The 18,037-nt window shown below is 31.7% G+C and carries 14 protein-coding genes; 3 read left to right on the forward strand and 11 right to left on the reverse strand.

Going from position 1 to position 18,037, the window contains the following annotated elements; all coding sequences use genetic code 11:
- Positions 1 to 67 precede the first annotated feature (67 nt).
- Both GCL57_RS03825 and GCL57_RS03830 read left to right on the forward strand, forming a co-directional pair.
- Entirely contained in the window at positions 68 to 1,261 is a 1,194-nt protein-coding gene (locus tag GCL57_RS03825) for an ABC-F family ATP-binding cassette domain-containing protein (RefSeq protein WP_152211954.1), read from the forward strand.
- Between the two features lie 214 nt (positions 1,262 to 1,475).
- Positions 1,476 to 2,273, forward strand: a complete 798-nt coding sequence (locus tag GCL57_RS03830) for a substrate-binding periplasmic protein (protein WP_152211955.1) — start codon at positions 1,476 to 1,478, stop codon at positions 2,271 to 2,273.
- A 23-nt stretch (positions 2,274 to 2,296) separates the two neighbouring features.
- Here GCL57_RS03830 and GCL57_RS03835 read toward each other — a convergent pair whose 3' ends face one another.
- Genes GCL57_RS03835 through lgt form a run of 10 tightly spaced genes read right to left on the reverse strand, consistent with a single transcriptional unit; the run spans position 2,297 to position 12,152 of the window.
- Positions 2,297 to 3,004, reverse strand: a complete 708-nt coding sequence (locus GCL57_RS03835) for a beta/alpha barrel domain-containing protein (RefSeq protein WP_152211956.1) — start codon at positions 3,002 to 3,004, stop codon at positions 2,297 to 2,299.
- A gap of 15 nt (positions 3,005 to 3,019) precedes the next feature.
- Positions 3,020 to 4,045, reverse strand: coding sequence for an anthranilate phosphoribosyltransferase (gene trpD, locus GCL57_RS03840; protein ID WP_152211957.1), 1,026 nt, complete (start codon positions 4,043 to 4,045; stop codon positions 3,020 to 3,022).
- Positions 4,035 to 5,117: an alpha/beta fold hydrolase gene (locus GCL57_RS03845; RefSeq protein WP_152211958.1), complete on the reverse strand. Its 1,083-nt coding sequence runs from the start codon at positions 5,115 to 5,117 to the stop codon at positions 4,035 to 4,037. Before GCL57_RS03845 ends, trpD begins: the two co-directional genes overlap by 11 nt.
- Positions 5,118 to 5,126: 9 nt before the next feature.
- On the reverse strand, positions 5,127 to 6,476 hold the full coding sequence (gene glmM, locus GCL57_RS03850; protein ID WP_152211959.1) for a phosphoglucosamine mutase: 1,350 nt from the start codon (positions 6,474 to 6,476) through the stop codon (positions 5,127 to 5,129).
- Between the two features lie 14 nt (positions 6,477 to 6,490).
- On the reverse strand, positions 6,491 to 7,453 hold the full coding sequence (locus tag GCL57_RS03855; protein WP_152211960.1) for a CdaR family protein: 963 nt from the start codon (positions 7,451 to 7,453) through the stop codon (positions 6,491 to 6,493).
- On the reverse strand, positions 7,453 to 8,841 hold the full coding sequence (gene cdaA, locus GCL57_RS03860) for a diadenylate cyclase CdaA (protein WP_152211961.1): 1,389 nt from the start codon (positions 8,839 to 8,841) through the stop codon (positions 7,453 to 7,455). Before cdaA ends, GCL57_RS03855 begins: the two co-directional genes overlap by 1 nt.
- Before the next feature lie 9 nt (positions 8,842 to 8,850).
- Positions 8,851 to 9,594, reverse strand: coding sequence for a LolA family protein (locus GCL57_RS03865; protein WP_152211962.1), 744 nt, complete (start codon positions 9,592 to 9,594; stop codon positions 8,851 to 8,853).
- A gap of 16 nt (positions 9,595 to 9,610) precedes the next feature.
- Entirely contained in the window at positions 9,611 to 10,156 is a 546-nt protein-coding gene (locus GCL57_RS03870) for an LOG family protein (RefSeq protein WP_152211963.1), read from the reverse strand.
- 14 nt (positions 10,157 to 10,170) lie between these two features.
- Entirely contained in the window at positions 10,171 to 10,983 is an 813-nt protein-coding gene (locus tag GCL57_RS03875; protein WP_152211964.1) for a phosphatase PAP2 family protein, read from the reverse strand.
- A gap of 5 nt (positions 10,984 to 10,988) precedes the next feature.
- Complete coding sequence (gene lgt / locus GCL57_RS03880; RefSeq protein ID WP_161597584.1) at positions 10,989 to 12,152, reverse strand: prolipoprotein diacylglyceryl transferase; 1,164 nt, start codon at positions 12,150 to 12,152, stop codon at positions 10,989 to 10,991.
- 120 nt (positions 12,153 to 12,272) lie between these two features.
- Between lgt and GCL57_RS03885 the strand changes: the two genes are divergently transcribed.
- Positions 12,273 to 15,815 carry a transglycosylase domain-containing protein gene (locus GCL57_RS03885; protein WP_161597585.1) on the forward strand — a complete coding sequence of 1,181 codons (3,543 nt, stop codon included), beginning with the start codon at positions 12,273 to 12,275 and terminating at the stop codon, positions 15,813 to 15,815.
- Here GCL57_RS03885 and GCL57_RS03890 read toward each other — a convergent pair.
- Positions 15,808 to 18,033, reverse strand: coding sequence for a response regulator (locus GCL57_RS03890; RefSeq protein ID WP_152211967.1), 2,226 nt, complete (start codon positions 18,031 to 18,033; stop codon positions 15,808 to 15,810). The genes GCL57_RS03885 and GCL57_RS03890 overlap by 8 nt on opposite strands.
- Positions 18,034 to 18,037: the final 4 nt, after the last annotated feature.

Genomic DNA, 18,037 nt, shown 5'->3' on the forward strand with positions numbered 1-18,037 from the left:
ATTCATTTCTTTGTAACTATCAATAACTACTAAAAAATTTATATATATTTTCAATAGGAGTCTTTTAATGTCTTCTTTAATTTCGGCGCACGGCATTTCTTTGGAATTGCCGGATGGAACTTTGTTATTTAAAAATTTTACTTTTCAATTGGGTAAAGAGAAAGTTGGAATTATTGGAAGGAATGGGTTGGGAAAAACTTCTTTATTGCGTATTATATTTGGAGAAATTAAGCCAACAGCAGGAACAATTATTATTGAAGGAAAAGTATCCTATTTACCACAGAAATTAAGTGATTTTTCTAAAAATACGATTGTAGAAACACTAAATGCATATAAGAAATTAAATGCACTTAGTAAAGCAGATCAAGGTACAGCGAATATTGAAGATTTAATAGAAATTAGTGATGATTGGGACTATAAATTTAAGATTCAAAGCATTTTAGACTCCCTTAATCTATTTAAGTTAAATTTAAATCGTCTTGTGACTTCTTTAAGTGGAGGTGAGCTTATGAGAGTTCTTTTTGCGCGCCTCCTACTTGAAAATCCTGATCTCATTTTACTAGATGAGCCAACTAACAACTTAGATACTGAAAGTAAAAAACAGTTTTTTAATTCAATTAAATCATCTAAAAATGCATTTTTAATTGTGAGTCATGATCGAGAACTCTTAAAGGAAATGATCATTTGCAAAAATTTGAATTATAAATTTTCAGATCAAAAGAATTTTTTATGGGAGAATAATTTAAATTTTAACATTATTGGTAATAAAAGAGTATCTATTTCAGGGAAAAATGGTTCAGGAAAAACAACTTTAATAAATATTATTGTGCAAAATATAATTCCTACTGTTGGAGAGATTAAAATTGGTTCTAAAAATATTGCAATTCTTGATCAAAAATGCTCAATAGTTAATGATGATCTTAGTATTTTAGAAAATTTAAAATATTTTGCTCCCATTGAAATGAAAGAGTATGAATTGCGTATTCGGGCAGGAAGATTTTTGTTTTATGGTGATGATATTTATGCAAAAGTAAAGTTTTTAAGTGGAGGAGAAAGATTGCGTCTTGCAATTGCTTGCCTATTAGCGGCAAGTAATTCACCAGATATATTAATTTTGGATGAACCAACAAATAATTTAGACATTGAGTCAATTGAAATTCTAACAGAAAGCTTAAATAAATACACTGGAGTTTTAATTGTAATATCTCATGATCGTCATTTTTTAAACGAAATTAATATTAATATGAAAATTAATTTATAAAAATATTTTTTTATTCAATCGTTAAATAAATTTTTTTCTAAAACGAATATTTTATTTGACTCAAATTTTTCAACTTATTAAGAGAAAGTGATAAAAATACCTTTTGATCGATGACTTCAATACTTCCCAAACACTGTCAAATTATTATAGTGATGAAATTCAAGTTAAATGTAAACTGGTTGTTATAGAAGTGTTTGTCATTTTGGGAGGTAGTATGAAATGCTTAAAAGTTAGATTTATTTTTTATAAAAATAGTAATATTTTTTTAGGAAAAATAAAAGTATATATAACTCAACTTCTTATTATTTCATTCCTTTTTGCTATTCAAGTTTCAAGCTTGGCTCAAGAAAAAATTATATTAACCACTGAAGACTATCCTCCATTCAATATGACTGAAAATGGCAAAATTACAGGTATTGCAACTGATATTCTACGTGAAGCTTTTAAAAGGGCCAATATTGAGTATTCCCTTGAAATGTATCCTTGGGTAACAGCTTTTCAAATGACATTAAAGCAAAAGGACACCGGGGTTTTTTCAGCAGTAAAAACTCCGGAAAGAGAAATGCAATTTAAGTGGGTAGGTCCAATTGCAGAAGACAATTGGGTTTTAATTGCCCTAAAAGGTTCAAAAATTAAAATAAATCAATTTGAAGATGCAAAAAATTATTTAATAGGTGTTTATAATGGAGATGCTCTTTATCAGCACTTTATGAAAAGTGGTTTTACAATAGGAAAAAATATTATATTGACCCCAAAAGATAGACTCAATGCAGTGAAATTAAAGGAAGGTCACATTGATATGTGGGCGACCGAGTCTAAATTAGGGTTTTGGCTTGCAAAAGTAGAAAAAGTAGATAATCTAAAAGTATTATACGTAATAAAAAAGACAGAGCTTTATATTGCATTCAATTTAAATACAGATCAAAATATCATTAATAAGCTAAATTTTTCAATCAAAGAAATGAAGGATGATGGCACTGTGGATAAAATTAATAAACTTTATTTAAAATAAATAGTGCCGTATTTTTTAGTGTCCTAATAATTATGAATAATATATTCATATCCAATGTCTTGTAGAATTTTAATTTTATCGTCTTCATATTTTCCAATATAAGCAATAATTTCTGCTGTTTTTGGTATTAAATTAGAAATATTTAATAATAAATTATAGTCAGGAGAAAAGCTGAGTGGATTAAAGCCAGAAATAGCAAAATAGGGAGCATCTGTTTCTAGGACAGTTTGTAGTTCTGTTTTATTTTGGATTATAAAAAAAATTGAGAAATGAAAATCACGGCCAATTTCGGTAAAATATTGAATTTTAAACTTATCAAGTCCTTTACAATAGAGCATCATACCATTAAATCCGAAGAGAATAGATTCATAAATTTCGTATTCATTTGTATAAAATCCGCTTCGAATAACAAAACTTTCTTCGCTTTTACAAATCATAAGATCTTTCCAATGACTTGAAAGTTCTGAAGTGAAAAGTGAGAATATATTTTCTTCAATAGCATCAAATTTTATGTTATTATTTGCACTGAAAAGAGTACGAAATTCTTGATCAAGTATGATATGTGGGATATTTTTTCTTTTACAAGAACTTTTCATTGCTTGAGAGAAGGAACTTAAATTTTCTTTTTTGAAATAATTTATTTCGCACTGCTCTTTTATTAATTCAAGAGAAATATTTTTTTCTTTTAAATTGGTTAAATTATTTTGCTGAGACAGAAAGAAATCAAGCATATGAATTCCAATATTTTATTTATGATTTTTCCATTTTTCAAGAGTACTTAGTGCATTTCCAGAGGTAATTGATAATTTAGCGAGTTCAATTCCTTCGGAAATGGAATTGCATTTTTCAGCACACCAAAGAGTAGCAGCTGAATTTATTGTTACGGCATCCATGACAGCTGGGTGTGCGTCATTCTTAAGAACATCTATTAAAACTTTTGTATTATACTCAATATCTTTTCCAACGAGATCTTTTATCTTATGAATTTTAAAACCAAGTTCAGTTGGCTTTAGAACTTCATGGGTTATTTTTCCATTTTCAAGTTTAGAAATATAGGTTGCACTGCATACAGAGATCTCGTCCAATCCATCTTCTCCATGCGCAACAATAGCTCTTCTCCTTCCCAATTTTTTGAGGCAGTTGATTATAAGAGGAAGAGAGTCTTTGCTATACACACCAACAAGTTGGCCTGTTAATTTAATTGGATTTGCTAACGGATATACTAGGTCAACTATAGTTTTAAAACCAAGAGTTTTTCGTATATGTGCAAGATGTTTTAAGTTTGGATAATATGAATTTGACGGAAGAAATGCGATATTATATTTTTTTATATTATCACAAGCATCTTTTAATGAATTTGCAGGTGTTAAATCTAACATTTTTAAAACATCACTGCTTCCAGATTTACTTGAGATGCTTTTCCCCGCAAATTTTGCAACGTTTGCCCCAGCTCCTGCAGCTACAATTGCAGCTGTTGTAGAAATATTTACAGTTGAAGTGTGGTCTCCGCCTGTCCCTCCGCAATCGACAACATTTTCGAGTGAATTTGACTCAGTTACCGGATTTTTTTCACGAATTGCACTTAAAATGGCAATAATTATTTCTTCAGTTAAAGTTATAAAGCGAAAGCCAGTTAAGACAGCTGCAACTCTCACTTCTGATAAAGTTCCATCGATCATACTATGTACGAGAGCTTCTGTTTCATCTTTTGAAAAACCGCGACCAGCAAAGACTTGTTCCATAATAGGAGAAAAATTCTTATCAATAATCATGATTATTCTCTTTTATTTCTATGGGGTTTGTGGGATAAGGTTTGGAAACAGAAAGCAAAGTCTTAGTGAATGGATTGTCTCTAATTCCAAATAAATTTAAGAAATGATTTATTTCAAGGTAACAATTTATAGGCGCTTCTAAGGAGAGTACATGCGCACATTTTTCTACCCAAAGAGCTTTTATATTTGGTATTTTTTCAGTTAGAACATAAGGTATTTGATTGGATAAAAGTTGATCTTCTCTACCCCATAAAAGTAACACAGGACATTTAATTTTAGATAGAAAATTGTCCATAAAATGCTCTGGTTTTGAAAGTTTTAGGAGATCTTTAACATGTTCACTTTTTAAATTTCTAAATAGGGCTCTTTTAGCAGTTTTACTTAAAAAAAGTGCTCCTGTATAAGGAAAAGCTTTCATAATACCTGGATAAAGAGTTTGAAATTTTGTCCAGCTTAAATATGTTAAAGTATCTCTTAAAGCAAAAAGATTAATTTTTAATCCTGCCGGATTCATTAAAATAACTTTATTAATAAGCTCCTTTTCTGTTGCAGAAATATGAAGAGAAATCCAACCACCCAAACTCAATCCGCAGATATCAACTTTTTCATTTGTAATTGTTTTAATTAATTCGACAATTGATTTAGAATGTTCCAAAAAATCCATTACAGGATTATTTGCTTTACTAAAACCAGCCATATGAAAAAGATCTGGCATTATAATGCGTCTTTTATTTTCGAGCATTTGAGCTAATATCCACCAGCTTTGAGCACTGCTTCCTAGGCCATGAATAAATATTAATGGTGTTAAATTAGAATTTGGAGCGCTATCGTAGTAGTGCATTTCTCCAAATTGAGTTGGAATTTTTTTTGACTGAAATCCAATTGCATTTAAATATTTTTTAAATGCAATAGATATACTTTTATCTAATTGGATTTCAGTGGATTTTATTACGTCATGATCTTCGACTTTTCTAACGGGGCGAACAATATATTTTAGTAAGTTAAGTCGAATAAAACGATTGAGCTTAGTATTCTTTGCTAGGATATTTGAACTTAATCCAAGATAGCTCATTGTATTTGTTTATCCTATTTCTTTGAGAAGCTCCTGTTCTATTTCCAAAGCAATTGTTTGGAGTCGTGAAAGTTCAGGACCTTCCAGAGTGATGCGAGCAAGAGGTTCTGTTCCACTGTACCTCAATAAAATTCTTCCAGAATCACCAAGTTCCTTTTCAAATTCTTTCACCAATGAATTTGTTGCATGCAGTGATTGAAAAGGGGGTTTCGCTGATACTTTAACATTGCGCGTAATTTGCGGGAGTTTTTGCATAACAGAAGTGAGTTCAGAAATACTTTTCCCAGTATGACACATCATTTCGAGTACTTTTAAGCAAGCAATGATGGCATCTCCTGTTGTGCTTGAATCCAAGAAAAGAAGATGGCCTGATTGTTCACCTCCTAAAACAAGTTTGCGATTTTGCATTTCTTCTACGACGTTACGGTCACCAACGTTTGTTCTATAAACCTGTATTCCAGCATTTTGCATTGCAATATCAAAACCTTTATTACTCATTATGGTAACACAAACAGCATTGTTTTTTAATTGGTTTTGAGATTTCATTTCAAGAGCACACATTGCTAAAATGTGATCTCCATCTAAAATGTTTCCTTTTTCATCAACAACAATAAGTCTATCTGCGTCACCATCCAGAGCAAATCCAATATCTGCTCGTAGATTTAGAACCTCTTGTTTTAATTTTTCAGGATGCATCGCTCCACTTTCAAAATTAATATTAAATCCATTTGGTTCATCATTTAAACAAATAACTTCAGCACCCAGTTCACTAAAAACTTTCGGAGCAACTTTATAGCCGGCTCCATGTGCGCAGTCGAGTACAATTCTTTTTCCATCGAGTTTTAAACTTTTTGGGAATCGTTCTTTTAAAAATACGGCATATTGTCCAATGGCATCATCAATACGTTTGGCACGCCCCATATTGTCGGATGAGACTAAATATTTTTCGAGATCATCACTGTCTATAAGGTTTTCTATGAATTCTTCGTCTGAATCTGGAAGTTTAAATCCATTGTGATCAAAGAGCTTGATTCCATTATCGTGATATGGATTATGACTTGCTGAAATCATCACTCCTGCATCAGCTCGCATTCCTCTGGTTAAATATGCAATGCCGGGTGTGGGGAGAGGGCCGACAAAAAGCACATCAACACCTACACTACAAAGTCCTGAGGAAAAGAGCCCTTCAATCATATAGCCGCTCACGCGCGTGTCTTTACCAATAAGGACTTTAGGACGGTCCGTTCTTTTTTTGAGGGCAATACCAAAAGATTGCGCAATTCTCAAAATATTTTTGGGTGTCATTACTCCAAAATTGGCTTCGCCTCTTATGCCGTCTGTTCCGAAATATTTAGCCATAGAAAATTAAACCTTCAAGGATTAAGATGAACTGAGATTGTATCTGGATTCATTTTAACAAGAGTTATATTATCTGGAATTTTTAATATAATCCGCTTGTCCTGCCAGCCTGTTTCTAGATCGGATGTATCGAGAAAAACTCTTACATCTGATGGATCTAGGTTTTTTAAGATATCTTTTTTCCCAGAAACTTCAATATCCACAGCTCTTGGTCTGATTTGTAATTTTGAAATAATATTTTTTGAATGTCCTTTAAACTCAATAGGTACAGATCTAAATGTTCGATTGTATTTTCGGGGAGATAAAGAAACTGTCACACGAACATTTTTTTCAGCTGCAGTTAATGAAGAGTTTTCTTCGAGTTCAATATTTGCTTCAGTCGAAAGAGTATTTTTAATTCCTTCAATAATTATTGGAATTGTGAAAAGTCCTTGAGTTCTTATTAATTCTTGGCGAGCACCTGTTACTTTAATTTGATCGGGAGAAACCGTCACTTTATCAATTGTAAGACCTGCTTGTGGCTCTCCTTTTAATACTGCTTGAATAGGAATAATTTTTTCTTGTAATTTATCAATGTCAACATCTATAAAAGGACGATCAATAAAGACAGCATAATGTTTTGGTAAATTTGGAAAACTATCCTTTGTGATTTTAACGCGAACGCGTCCGGGTGTTTCACTGAGTATATCAATTTCGCCCGTGAGCTCTGTATCTGTAGGTGTTACAGAAAAAAGGGAATTATGGTGTTTTATAGTAACATCTACCGTTCTTTCTGAAGCTCCTAAAATAATCATACTTGGAGAGGTAACAAGTTTAATTTTTGCAACCTTTTCAAAACTCATATCTTTATCTGTTCTTACTATGGAAAATAAAACGATTGCAAAAACGACGGACAATACTTTGAGCCAAAAGTTATTAACAATTATTTTTATAAGTAATTTAATTATTGATGTCTGCTCTTGACTTCCTGTTGGCATTATTTCTTTTCATCCTTATTATGAACTGCAGATTTTTCATTTTCATTTTTCTCTTCAATTGGAGGATCAAGTGGAATTCCACCTATGGAAACATTTCTTGGTGGGGGTGATTTGGGGATCGGAGGATCAAATCTATCTTCTGGTGCTAAATCATTTAATGATTTTAATGCAGAATTAATTTTACTTGCATTTGTTGTTTTAGAATCTTCTTCTTGTAAATTAGATTCATCATTTTCATTTAATTCGCTCTCATCTAATAGATTTTCCTCGGGTGAATCTTTTTTAATATTGAGAGTCGGAGATGCATTGATATTACTTGTAATAAATTGAATTTCTGAATAATTTATTTGTTTTATTTTTGAATTTTGTGGAAACTTAATATGGATATTTTTCGGAGAATTAGAAGCTAATTTATTTTCTTGCTCAATTTGTTGAAGAGCTAAGCTTTCTAATGAAGAAACTTTTTTTGGGTTTATAGATTTTTCAGATGGTTTTCTTTTATCTAATTCTGGATTAGTTGTAATATTTTTTGAATGCAATATTGTTAATTTAATTTTATTTAATAGCTTATAATATTTAAAAATAACTTTATTTTCTATCCAATAAACTAAATTTGATTTTTGTCCTCGAGGAATAAGTAATACAGAAAGCATTTTTCTTGTTGCTTCTACTGAACTTTGTTTTTGTAAATTTCCTTCCCAGGCAATAGAAATATTGCCAGTTTCTTCACTCACGACAAGAACGACAGCATCTGTTTCTTCCGAAATTCCAACAGCAGCACTGTGGCGAGTGCCCATTTTCTTTGAAAAGCGTGGATTTTTTGAAAGAGGAAGCTGGGCTGATGCACAATTGATGCGCGTTTTTTGAATGATGACAGCTCCATCATGCAAAGGTGAGAATGATTGAAAAATACTGCTTAAAAGTTGTTCAGAGACAATAGCATCAAGTTTTACACTGTGATCATACAGTTTATCGAGTCCCACTGATCTTTCAAAAACGATAAGAGCACCAATTCGTTCATGGCTTAAAGATTTTGCTGCATTTGTGACTTCTTCAATAATATGCGTTCCCGAGAGCACATCGAGGCCAGTGACAAAGGGTCCTCGCCCTACTCGAGTTAGTAATCGTCTGATATCATCTTGGAAGAGTACAATAACTACAATAATAAATGAGGCATAAAATTTGCTTATTATCCAATGAATAGTTTCGAATTGAAGTGAGTTTGAAATGACAAAGGCAATAAATATAACGAGCATTCCTATGAGAACCTGAGCTGCTCGCGTGCCTTTTAATATCGAAATTATATTGTAAAAAAGTGTCGCAACAATAGTTATGTCAACTATTGATCTCCAAGATAAAATTGTTTTTATGCTTTCTAAAAAATTCATTCCTTCCCATTATAATTTATCCACAACGATACCTTGTGGTGGTGTAAATTGAAAAACTTCATCAGTTAAAAGCTTTAGTGAATGATTTAAAAACACAAGACGGATTCGGTTTCCATTGAGTTGGACAATACGAAGTTCTTGTATAAATCCCGTCTTCACCTGAATAATAGCGTATAAAACTTTTTGCTGTTTGTCTCCTTTCGGAACCAATTTCAAAAGGATAAAATCATTGTTTTTTTCAGGTGGTGTGTCAGACTCGACAGGTGAGATATTTGCCGACTGATTTAGTTTTTTTGCTTCTTCATCTGTCCATTGTGAAACATGATAATATTTTTGTAATTGTGATAAATTAGTAAGCACTTGTACAAAGCCAAACTCTTGCGATAAGTTTTTTAAATATTGAGCATGCTTAAGATCTGCAACATATTTCCAAAATTCTTTACCATTAGAAACATAGAGTTCATTACGAGGTTTAGTCACTTCAAAACGAAAAGAAGCTGGCTTTTTTATGGAGAGGATGCCGTTTGATTCTGAAACTTTATTACGTAATAAAGAAAAAGTTTGTTGGGTGAATTCAACTGAAAAGCTTTTTTGTTTTGTAGCTGCTTTTACAACAGTCTGTAAATCTGTTGTAAAGCTTTGAACTTGTGTTTTTGTTTTTGGATTATTTTGTGTAACTTCATTTGAGAAAGCGTTTAAACTAAAAAAAACAAGGTTAAAAAATAATATCTTTTTTAATGAATTTATTATCATAATATTCCTTAAATACTTATAAAAGTAATTTTTCTATATCATGTAGAGAACGTGCTATGCAAAAATGGTTTGCTGGTTTTTCGATTATATTGATATTCGAAATATCTTCAAGCCAATTTAATAAGGGTGCATAGAAATTAAGATAATCAACAATTATTAAAGTTTTTCGAGGTGAATTTAAATTGTTAAATTGAATTGCTGTAAACAATTCATCTAGACTTCCAAAACCACCAGGGAGAACACATAGCACATCAGAATGGGAAATTAAAAGTTTTTTTCTTTCATCTAATGATTCGCAAATGATTTTATCATTTAAATTCTCAAAATTACCTTCTCTTTTAATAAACTCCAGTGTAATAATTCCAAGAATATCACCTTTTTCTGAGCAAACACCTTCAGCAAGTTTTTTCATCATTCCTTGATTGCCGCCCCCATAAACGGTTTTAAAGTTGTTTTTCCCTAGAAAAGATCCAAATTTATATGCAAAATTTAAAAAATCATTTGGAATATTATTTTTGGCAGAACAAAAAACACCAATGGATGGTTTTTTTAGAATTTTCATTTTTAATCCTTTAATTAAAATTTAATTTCAAAACTACCCGCATACCAAGTCTTTTTTGAATTATCCTGAAAAGTATACGGAATAAATTGAAAGTCAAAATTATTTTTTGTGTTTCCCATCTGTTTATTTATGCTATCGATTTGTTGCACTCGATAAAAAACGCTTCCTGCAATAACCGTTCCGACAAGTCCACCTACAATCACATCACTCACATGATGAGCATTATCCGCAACTCTTGTTAAAGCTATCCATGCAGCAGTTGAATATGCTGCTATGGTATAAGTCCAACTTAGATAGGGGTTTTCTGAATATTTAAGCATCAATGCGCTTGTATAAGTTGCAAATGTAAATGCATGAGAAGCATGTCCGCTAAAAAAACTGAAACGATCATCTTCAGCTGGAGTGAGCTGTGCATTCACTTCAGTATCATAAAAAGGCCTTTTTCTTTGAAAACTTACTTTTGCGGCTGAGGTTGCAATTTCATTTAACAAGTGTGCGTGCAAGAGACCTCGAATTTGTGTGCCTATAAAAAAATCATCATTGCTTAATTTTAATCCCCCAAAAACGAGTGTTGCTACACCTAGGCTATAAGGTAACAAAGCTGAGCGTGTGAGAGTTGTCTTTGCGGTATTTTTATTTGCAGATTCATGATTGAAAGGCCAAAGACTTTCAGCTCTTGGAGAATAAAAGGCATTAATAGCGCCTATTATTGCTCCTTCAAGAGGTAAGGTAATAAGATCTTGTTTTAGATCCCCAGGATTAAAATGAGCCCAGCTGAGTGGAGCTAAATCTGTTTCTTTTGGAGGAAGATCTGGGGATGAAAACATATTTATTACTTCTCAGCGATATGCACTCTCTCAAATGATTTATATCTCTTTTTCCATTCTGGACTATTTTCTGAAATATTTCTTCGTGTCAAAAATAAAAAAATGATTCCGATAAAGGTTGTTAAAATACAAAGAATTTGTCCCATTGTAACAAACTGCCACCATTGAGAAAATTGTGAAACATTTATTGGTTCCCAAATAAAATCAAATATATTAAAATAATTTAACTGTGAATCAGCAGCCCGAAAATACTCATTGATAAATCGATAAATGCCATAAAAAATAATGAAACAAACAGAAAGAGTTCCTTCTCTTCGCTTAAAGCGAGATATAATGAATAGAGTTAGAAATAAAAGCCATCCTTCTCCAATACTTTGATATATTTGACTTGGATGACGCGCTATAGGACCTCCATCTGGAAAAATAACAGCCCATGGCACATGACTTTCAATAGGTCTACCCCAAAGTTCACCATTCATAAAATTACCTATGCGCCCCATGCCAATTCCAATCGGGACAATAAAAGCTATTTTATCAGTTAAATGGAAAAAAGGAATTTTATATTTCCTACAGAATAATATAAGTGCTATTGATACACCAATAATTCCTCCATGAAATGATAGACCGCCTTCCCATGTTGCAATTGCATCAAGAGGATGATGTTTATAGAAATCCCAGTTATATATAAAAACATATGCTGATCTTGCACCAATAAGCATACCAATAATGCAAACAGTAATTAAATTCATTAACATGTTTTCAGTCAACATCAATGTTTTCTTTTTTATCCAATATGTGCAAGCAATATATACAGACATAAAGCCGATAAGATACATTGTACTATACCAACGCAGTCCCCAATTAATATTAAACTTTTGCAAAGAAAAAAGTATGACAAAAATTCCTAATGCATAAATGAGTAAAGACTCGATATAAGCATACCTTGTCATAGTATTATTAAGTTTCAGATTGTTTTCATTTTGTTTAGAATTTGCTATCAGACTTTTTGTGGAGGATATCTTTTTTCGAGTAAATAAAAATCCTCCAGCAAAAATAATTATTAAAAGGGCAGCTCCCCATATGGTTGTGACCCAATTAAAATTAATATTCTTTACCTGAAAAACATAGGGGCTTAAATCAAATCTCCAATATTGGAAAGATGGGTTCATGACACTCGATCTCCTCTTGAATGCAGTAAGGATTATCATAGACTAGGCAATATGTATGACAGCTGGTTGCTTTGAGCAAGTAAACAGGGCATGAAGGATAGGCACGTTTTTGGAGTTCATATGAAAAAAATTATACTTGTATTTTTATTTCTCTTTTTTTTGGGATGCGTGCCTGTTGCAATTGCTACAAGTTTCGTTATTTGGCAAGTTTATGCAGGTAATTATGCTGATTTTGAGAAGTCTAAAATTATTGATATACTTTCTAAAGAAACAGTTCTTTATTATGCTGATGGACAATCACAATTAGGAAGTTTATTTGGACAAGAACACCGCATTTATGTTGGAGTTGATTTAGTTCCGCAAGTAATGAAAGATGCAATCGTTTCAGCAGAAGATGAAGATTTTTATACAAATATAGGTATAGAACCAAAGGGTATTTTACGTGCGGCTGTGCATAACCTTATTTTTAGAACAAGACAAGGTGCTTCGACGATAACACAACAGACTGTTAAAAATCTTTTTGGGAGAAGAGAAACAGATCTTTATATTAAATTTCAAGAAATGATAAATGCATTTAAACTGGAAAAAATGTATTCTAAAGATCAAATACTTGAGTTTTATTTGAACCAATTTCACGTAACTGGAAACGGAAGAGGAGTTGGGGTTGCCGCAAAATATTATTTTAATAAAAATGTTGAAGATTTAAGTTTAATTGAAGCTGCCTTTATAGCTGGGAGCGTAAAAGCACCTGAAAAGTATAATCCATTTACAAAAATAACAGTAAATGGTCAGGAAAAAGCTAGAAATGAAGCGAGAATTCGTAAAAATTATGTTTTAAATAGAATGTTTAAAAACCAAAAAATAACTGCGCAGCAATTGGAAGACTCTTTAAAAGAGTCTGTTCCTTTTAATCAAGGACGTTTTCAATTTAATGAACTTGCAGTCAATCAAATTATTTCAAAACAACTTGCACGTCCCGAAGTTTTACAGGCAATTGGTGCAAATAATGTGGATGAAGTTGGTACAATGGGTTTGCATATTACAACAACTCTTGAAAAAGATATTCAAAATGCAGCTCAATATGGATTAAGGCAAAATTTAAGTCGAATTCAATTAATTTTAAACGGATTCAGCGCAGAACCTCAATCTAATTTTATGAATATCCAAAAACCAGAAGAAAATGGATTTTATGTAGGAAAAATTGAAAGTATTGAAAGAATTGAAGATGCCGAGAAAATAAGAATAAGTTTTGGTATTCCAACTTGTGTGGTAAATACGGAAGCTATAAATCGTGTTTCATTAATCATGGATCAATCCTTTAAAAAAGGCTTAAAAAAATCAAGAGATGCTTTTTTATCATCTGTACATATTGGGCAGTATGTTCTTGCAAGTGTGAAAAATATTACACCTGAAGGGATTATGTTTTGCGATATTGAATCACGTCCGCGTGTACAAGGTGCTGTTATTGTACTCGATAAAGGTCGAATTATTGCTATGGCAGGAGGGTTTTCTTCTAGTGAATACAATCGAGCCGTCTTTGCAGAACGCCAACCAGGGTCATCATTTAAACTTACAGCTTATTATGCGGCCCAACAACTTGGTTGGACTGTTCTAGATCCTTTATCTAATATGAGAGATGTTTTTACTTGGCAAAATGTATTCTATTTCCCTAGACCTGATCATGCACCTAGCTCGCTAGAAACAACTATATTAGGAGCAGGTGCAAAGTCTGAAAACTTAGCAAGTATTTGGATTTTACGTCACCTTACAGACAAATTAAATTACGATCAATTCTTGGATCTTTTAAATTTCCTTGGAATCACAGGAAATGGCATGTCAAAAGAACAGTCTTTAGCGCTTATTGCCAAAAAGTTTAATGCAACTCCAGATAATGAATATTACTTAAAGCATGGAATATTAGAAAAAATTAAGGCTGATTTATTATCTGATTTGTCTGTATTTGGAAATAATAGATTAAAAGTCTTTTTAAGAACTCTGCATTTTGGTAATGGGTTTGAAAAACAAGAACAAATAATTATTGAAGATAAAGATTTAACACCAAAAGAAAAAGATCTAAGAATAAATCTTCTAAAAAATAATTTATTAAGATTTAATAAACTTGCTGCACAAGCAAAAAATGCTATAGAAGCTTTAAAAGAAACGTCATCAGGCTCAGCTATTACAGAAATCGATAGAGATTTTTTACTTTCATTTGCTAAATCCGAAGATGGTGCTTTGGTATTTCAATCACAAGATCCTTGGCGTCCTGAAGTCACTTCAAATCTGGTGACTGGTATTAAAACAACGCCTTTAAGTATTGATGCATTATTAACTCTAATTCGAGCAAACTCTTCTATTTTAAACTCAACAAATATTTTATTAGATGGAGTTGTTCCTTTATCATTAATTGAAACAATAAATTCTGATTTAGCAAAATATTGGAAAAATTTGCAAGAAGCCTCACCTTTTGAAAAACTATTCTGGAATGCTGATTTTAGATATTCTTTAGGAATGTATTACACAGCAAATATGTCAAATTCAATGGGAATTCAAAAGCCTTTAAAATGGGTACAGTCATTTCCTTTGGGGTCAAATGATATTACTTTGTCAGACTTGGCTTTAATGTACCAAACTTTTTTGACTGGAAAAACTTATCGTTATTTTAATTCAGTGCAGCCGAATCAGCTTGTTCTTATTAAAAGAATTGAAGATTCAAATGGAAATTTATTATGGGAAGCTAAAGCAAAAGAGTATCAGTTTGCCGATCGTTTTTATTCCCCTTCAATGATGAATGTTTTGCGAGGTACTGTAACAGCTGGTACCGCATATGTATTAAATAATGAAATAATTTTACGTTCAAATGATGAAGTTATTGATAAACAGCTTCAGGCAGCAAAAATTCGTATTCCTGTATTTGGAAAAACAGGAACAACAAATGATTATAAAAATGGTACTTATATTGGATTTATTCCCTATCCTGCATCAAATGGTGATGTTTTGAGTCCTGACAATGCCTATACAATAGCTTCATATATTGGCTATGATACAAATGAACCAATGATTCGTAAGGGCTATAGAGTGTATGGAGGGGGAGCCATTCCTGCATGGCAAGAAATAGCTCTTTCCATTATTAAAAATCAAAATTTTGCAGAGAAATTAGATTGGAAATATTGGGCAGAAAAAAAAGCTCATGTTGTGCCATTTGAGTTTGGTTCAAATTTGAGTCAAGTTATTGTTCCTATTAATTCTGGTGTATCATTGGCAAATCAAGAAACAGATGATGATAATGCAGAAGAAAAGAACCCTTATGCAAACGATTATTCTGAAACAGGAAGAAGGTTATTTAAAATTTATATTACGGGATCATCATCGGACAATGTTTTTATTCCAAAACGAAAGGTTTCTTTTTACACTCCTGTTCCACCGCCACAAAACATTTTTTCAAGCCCTAATAGCAATGAGGTAAGTGATGTCACAGCTTCATTAAATAATAAACCCGTTGTGCCTGAGCCACTTACAAAATCAACTGGTAAATTAGATTTTAATGAAGATAAAAGCTCTTTAAATTCTGCGGATGATGAAGAATTGCCAAAAGCAAAAACAGGAGCTAAAAATTATGATGAAGAATTGCCATTGCCACCTCCTTCATTACAAATTAAGTAGATGGTTTCATTTTCTTAATCATATTTCCCCAATAGGTAAGCATTTGTTTAAGTTCTTTCATGTCAATTGGCTTACCTAAATAACCTTCCATACCAGCATCAAGACATACCTGGCCTTCTGCTCCTCGTGCATGCGCTGTCATTGCGAGTACTTTTGGACGCGTGTTACTTTTTGGATATTTTTTTATAATTTGTCGAGTGGCCTCGAGACCATCCATTTCAGGCATTTGTACATCCATAAAAATAATATCATATTGAGCGCGGGTTAAAGCTTCGAGAACTTCATTTCCATTAGCAACAATATCACAAATATATCCATATTTTTTAAGCATATTTGATATTAATTTCTGATTAACTACATTGTCTTCAGCAATTAATATTTTGAGTGGATATAAATCTCCTATTTTCTGTTCTTCTACTTTTTGTAGAATATGGGATCCCGAAGACTTTTGTGTCGAAGCATCTAATAAAATTTCATATAATAATGAGTAACGAATAGGTTTAAATATATTTCCAAAATAACCGCTTGGTATTATTTTATCTTCGGGAGAATACATGCTTGAGTTTTTGAAGACAGCAATAAATATAATATTTTTATCAGAGTATTTTTCAGTGATTTTTTCTATAACTTTAACTTTATCAAAATCATCAATACTGACCAAAACAAATGAAGGAGAAATCTGCGAAGGAATTTCAATTGCCTCTTCAATAGATTCTGCAGAAAAGGCTTCTAATCCCCAATATTCGCATCTGTTGCGGATTGATTTCTGCAAAAGTTTTTTCTTTTCAAGAATATAAATGACTTTTTGACTAAGTTCAGTTGAATTCATTAAGTTGCATGGACTCGGTTCAAATTTATATTTTTCGGTGTTAATATTTTCTGTTATTACATTAAAACTAAAGGTAGAGCCTTTATCTATTTCACTTTTAACGTGAATTATTCCTTGCATCATTTCTGTTAATCTCTTTGCAATACTCAATCCTAACCCTGTTCCGCCATATTTACGCGTGGAAGAATCATCTATCTGTGAAAAAGTTTGGAATATTTTAGTTATGTTCTTTTTTGAAATTCCACTTCCAGTGTCTTCTACATCAAATGATAATTTAATCTTTCCTGAATCATTTGTTGTTGAGTGAACGGAAATATAGGTGTAACCATTTTTTGTAAATTTAATAGCATTGTCAGTTAAATGAGTGAGAACCTGTTGAATACGTGTCAGATCTCCTACTACTTGAATTGGCACATTTGTATCAATATCATATATTAATTCCGTATCTTGACTCGCTGCTGCAGGGGCAAGAAGTTCAAATACATTTTCGACACAAGAATTGACTTCAAAAGCAATATGTTCTAGCTCGAGTTTATTCGCCTCTAATTTTGAAAAATCAAGTATTTCATTTATTATTACAAGCAAATTATTTCCGCATGCTCTTAATATTTCTAAATATCCCCTCTGTTCTTGATTCAATTTTGTCCCAACAAGTAATGTTGCAGAACCTAAAATTCCATTTAAAGGAGTTCGTAATTCATGACTCATATTAGCCAAGAATTCTCCCTTAAGTCGAGTCGCTTCTTTCATTGATTCAGCTACTTTAGAAATATCAACACTTTTAATTTCCATTTCATCTTTGAGTGATTCAAAACGTGAGTATTCAAATCGAAATGCTGTATAGGAATGTAAAAAAGCAATGGAATATATATAAAGCTTTAAGAAACTTTCAACTAAATCAACTGAGTTACTTTTGTAAAATATTTGAAAATTTATCAAAATTATTAATGGAACTGTTAAATATAAAATCGCTGTCATCCAAGGTTCTAAGCGTTCTATTTTGATATTAAATTTTCTTTTATTTATTATTATAATAATAAAAATAATTATAAATGGAATTTCTTCGGCGATAATATTTAATTTTCCAAAAATTGGAGTTTCACTTAATGACAAAAAGACAGACATCCAGCTAAAAAATGCTAAAAGAGCAACAATTTTTGAATAAATTAAATAGTTTTTCCGACCACTTTGGTGCACTAATTTAAAAAGAAAATAGGTGATCGTTATTATCCACGCATTTAATATATCATAAAAAAGAATAAAACTATTACTGATAATATCTTCTCTTATCGTTAAAATATAAATAGAAATAATTGCAATTACAGCTAAAATTCGTTTACTTATTAAGTAGTATGGAATTTTCCAAAAACGACTTTCGCTATCGATCATTCTA

Origin of the sequence: Fluviispira multicolorata, assembly GCF_009208585.1 — a bacterium.
Taxonomy (GTDB): domain Bacteria; phylum Bdellovibrionota_B; class Oligoflexia; order Silvanigrellales; family Silvanigrellaceae; genus Silvanigrella; species Silvanigrella multicolorata.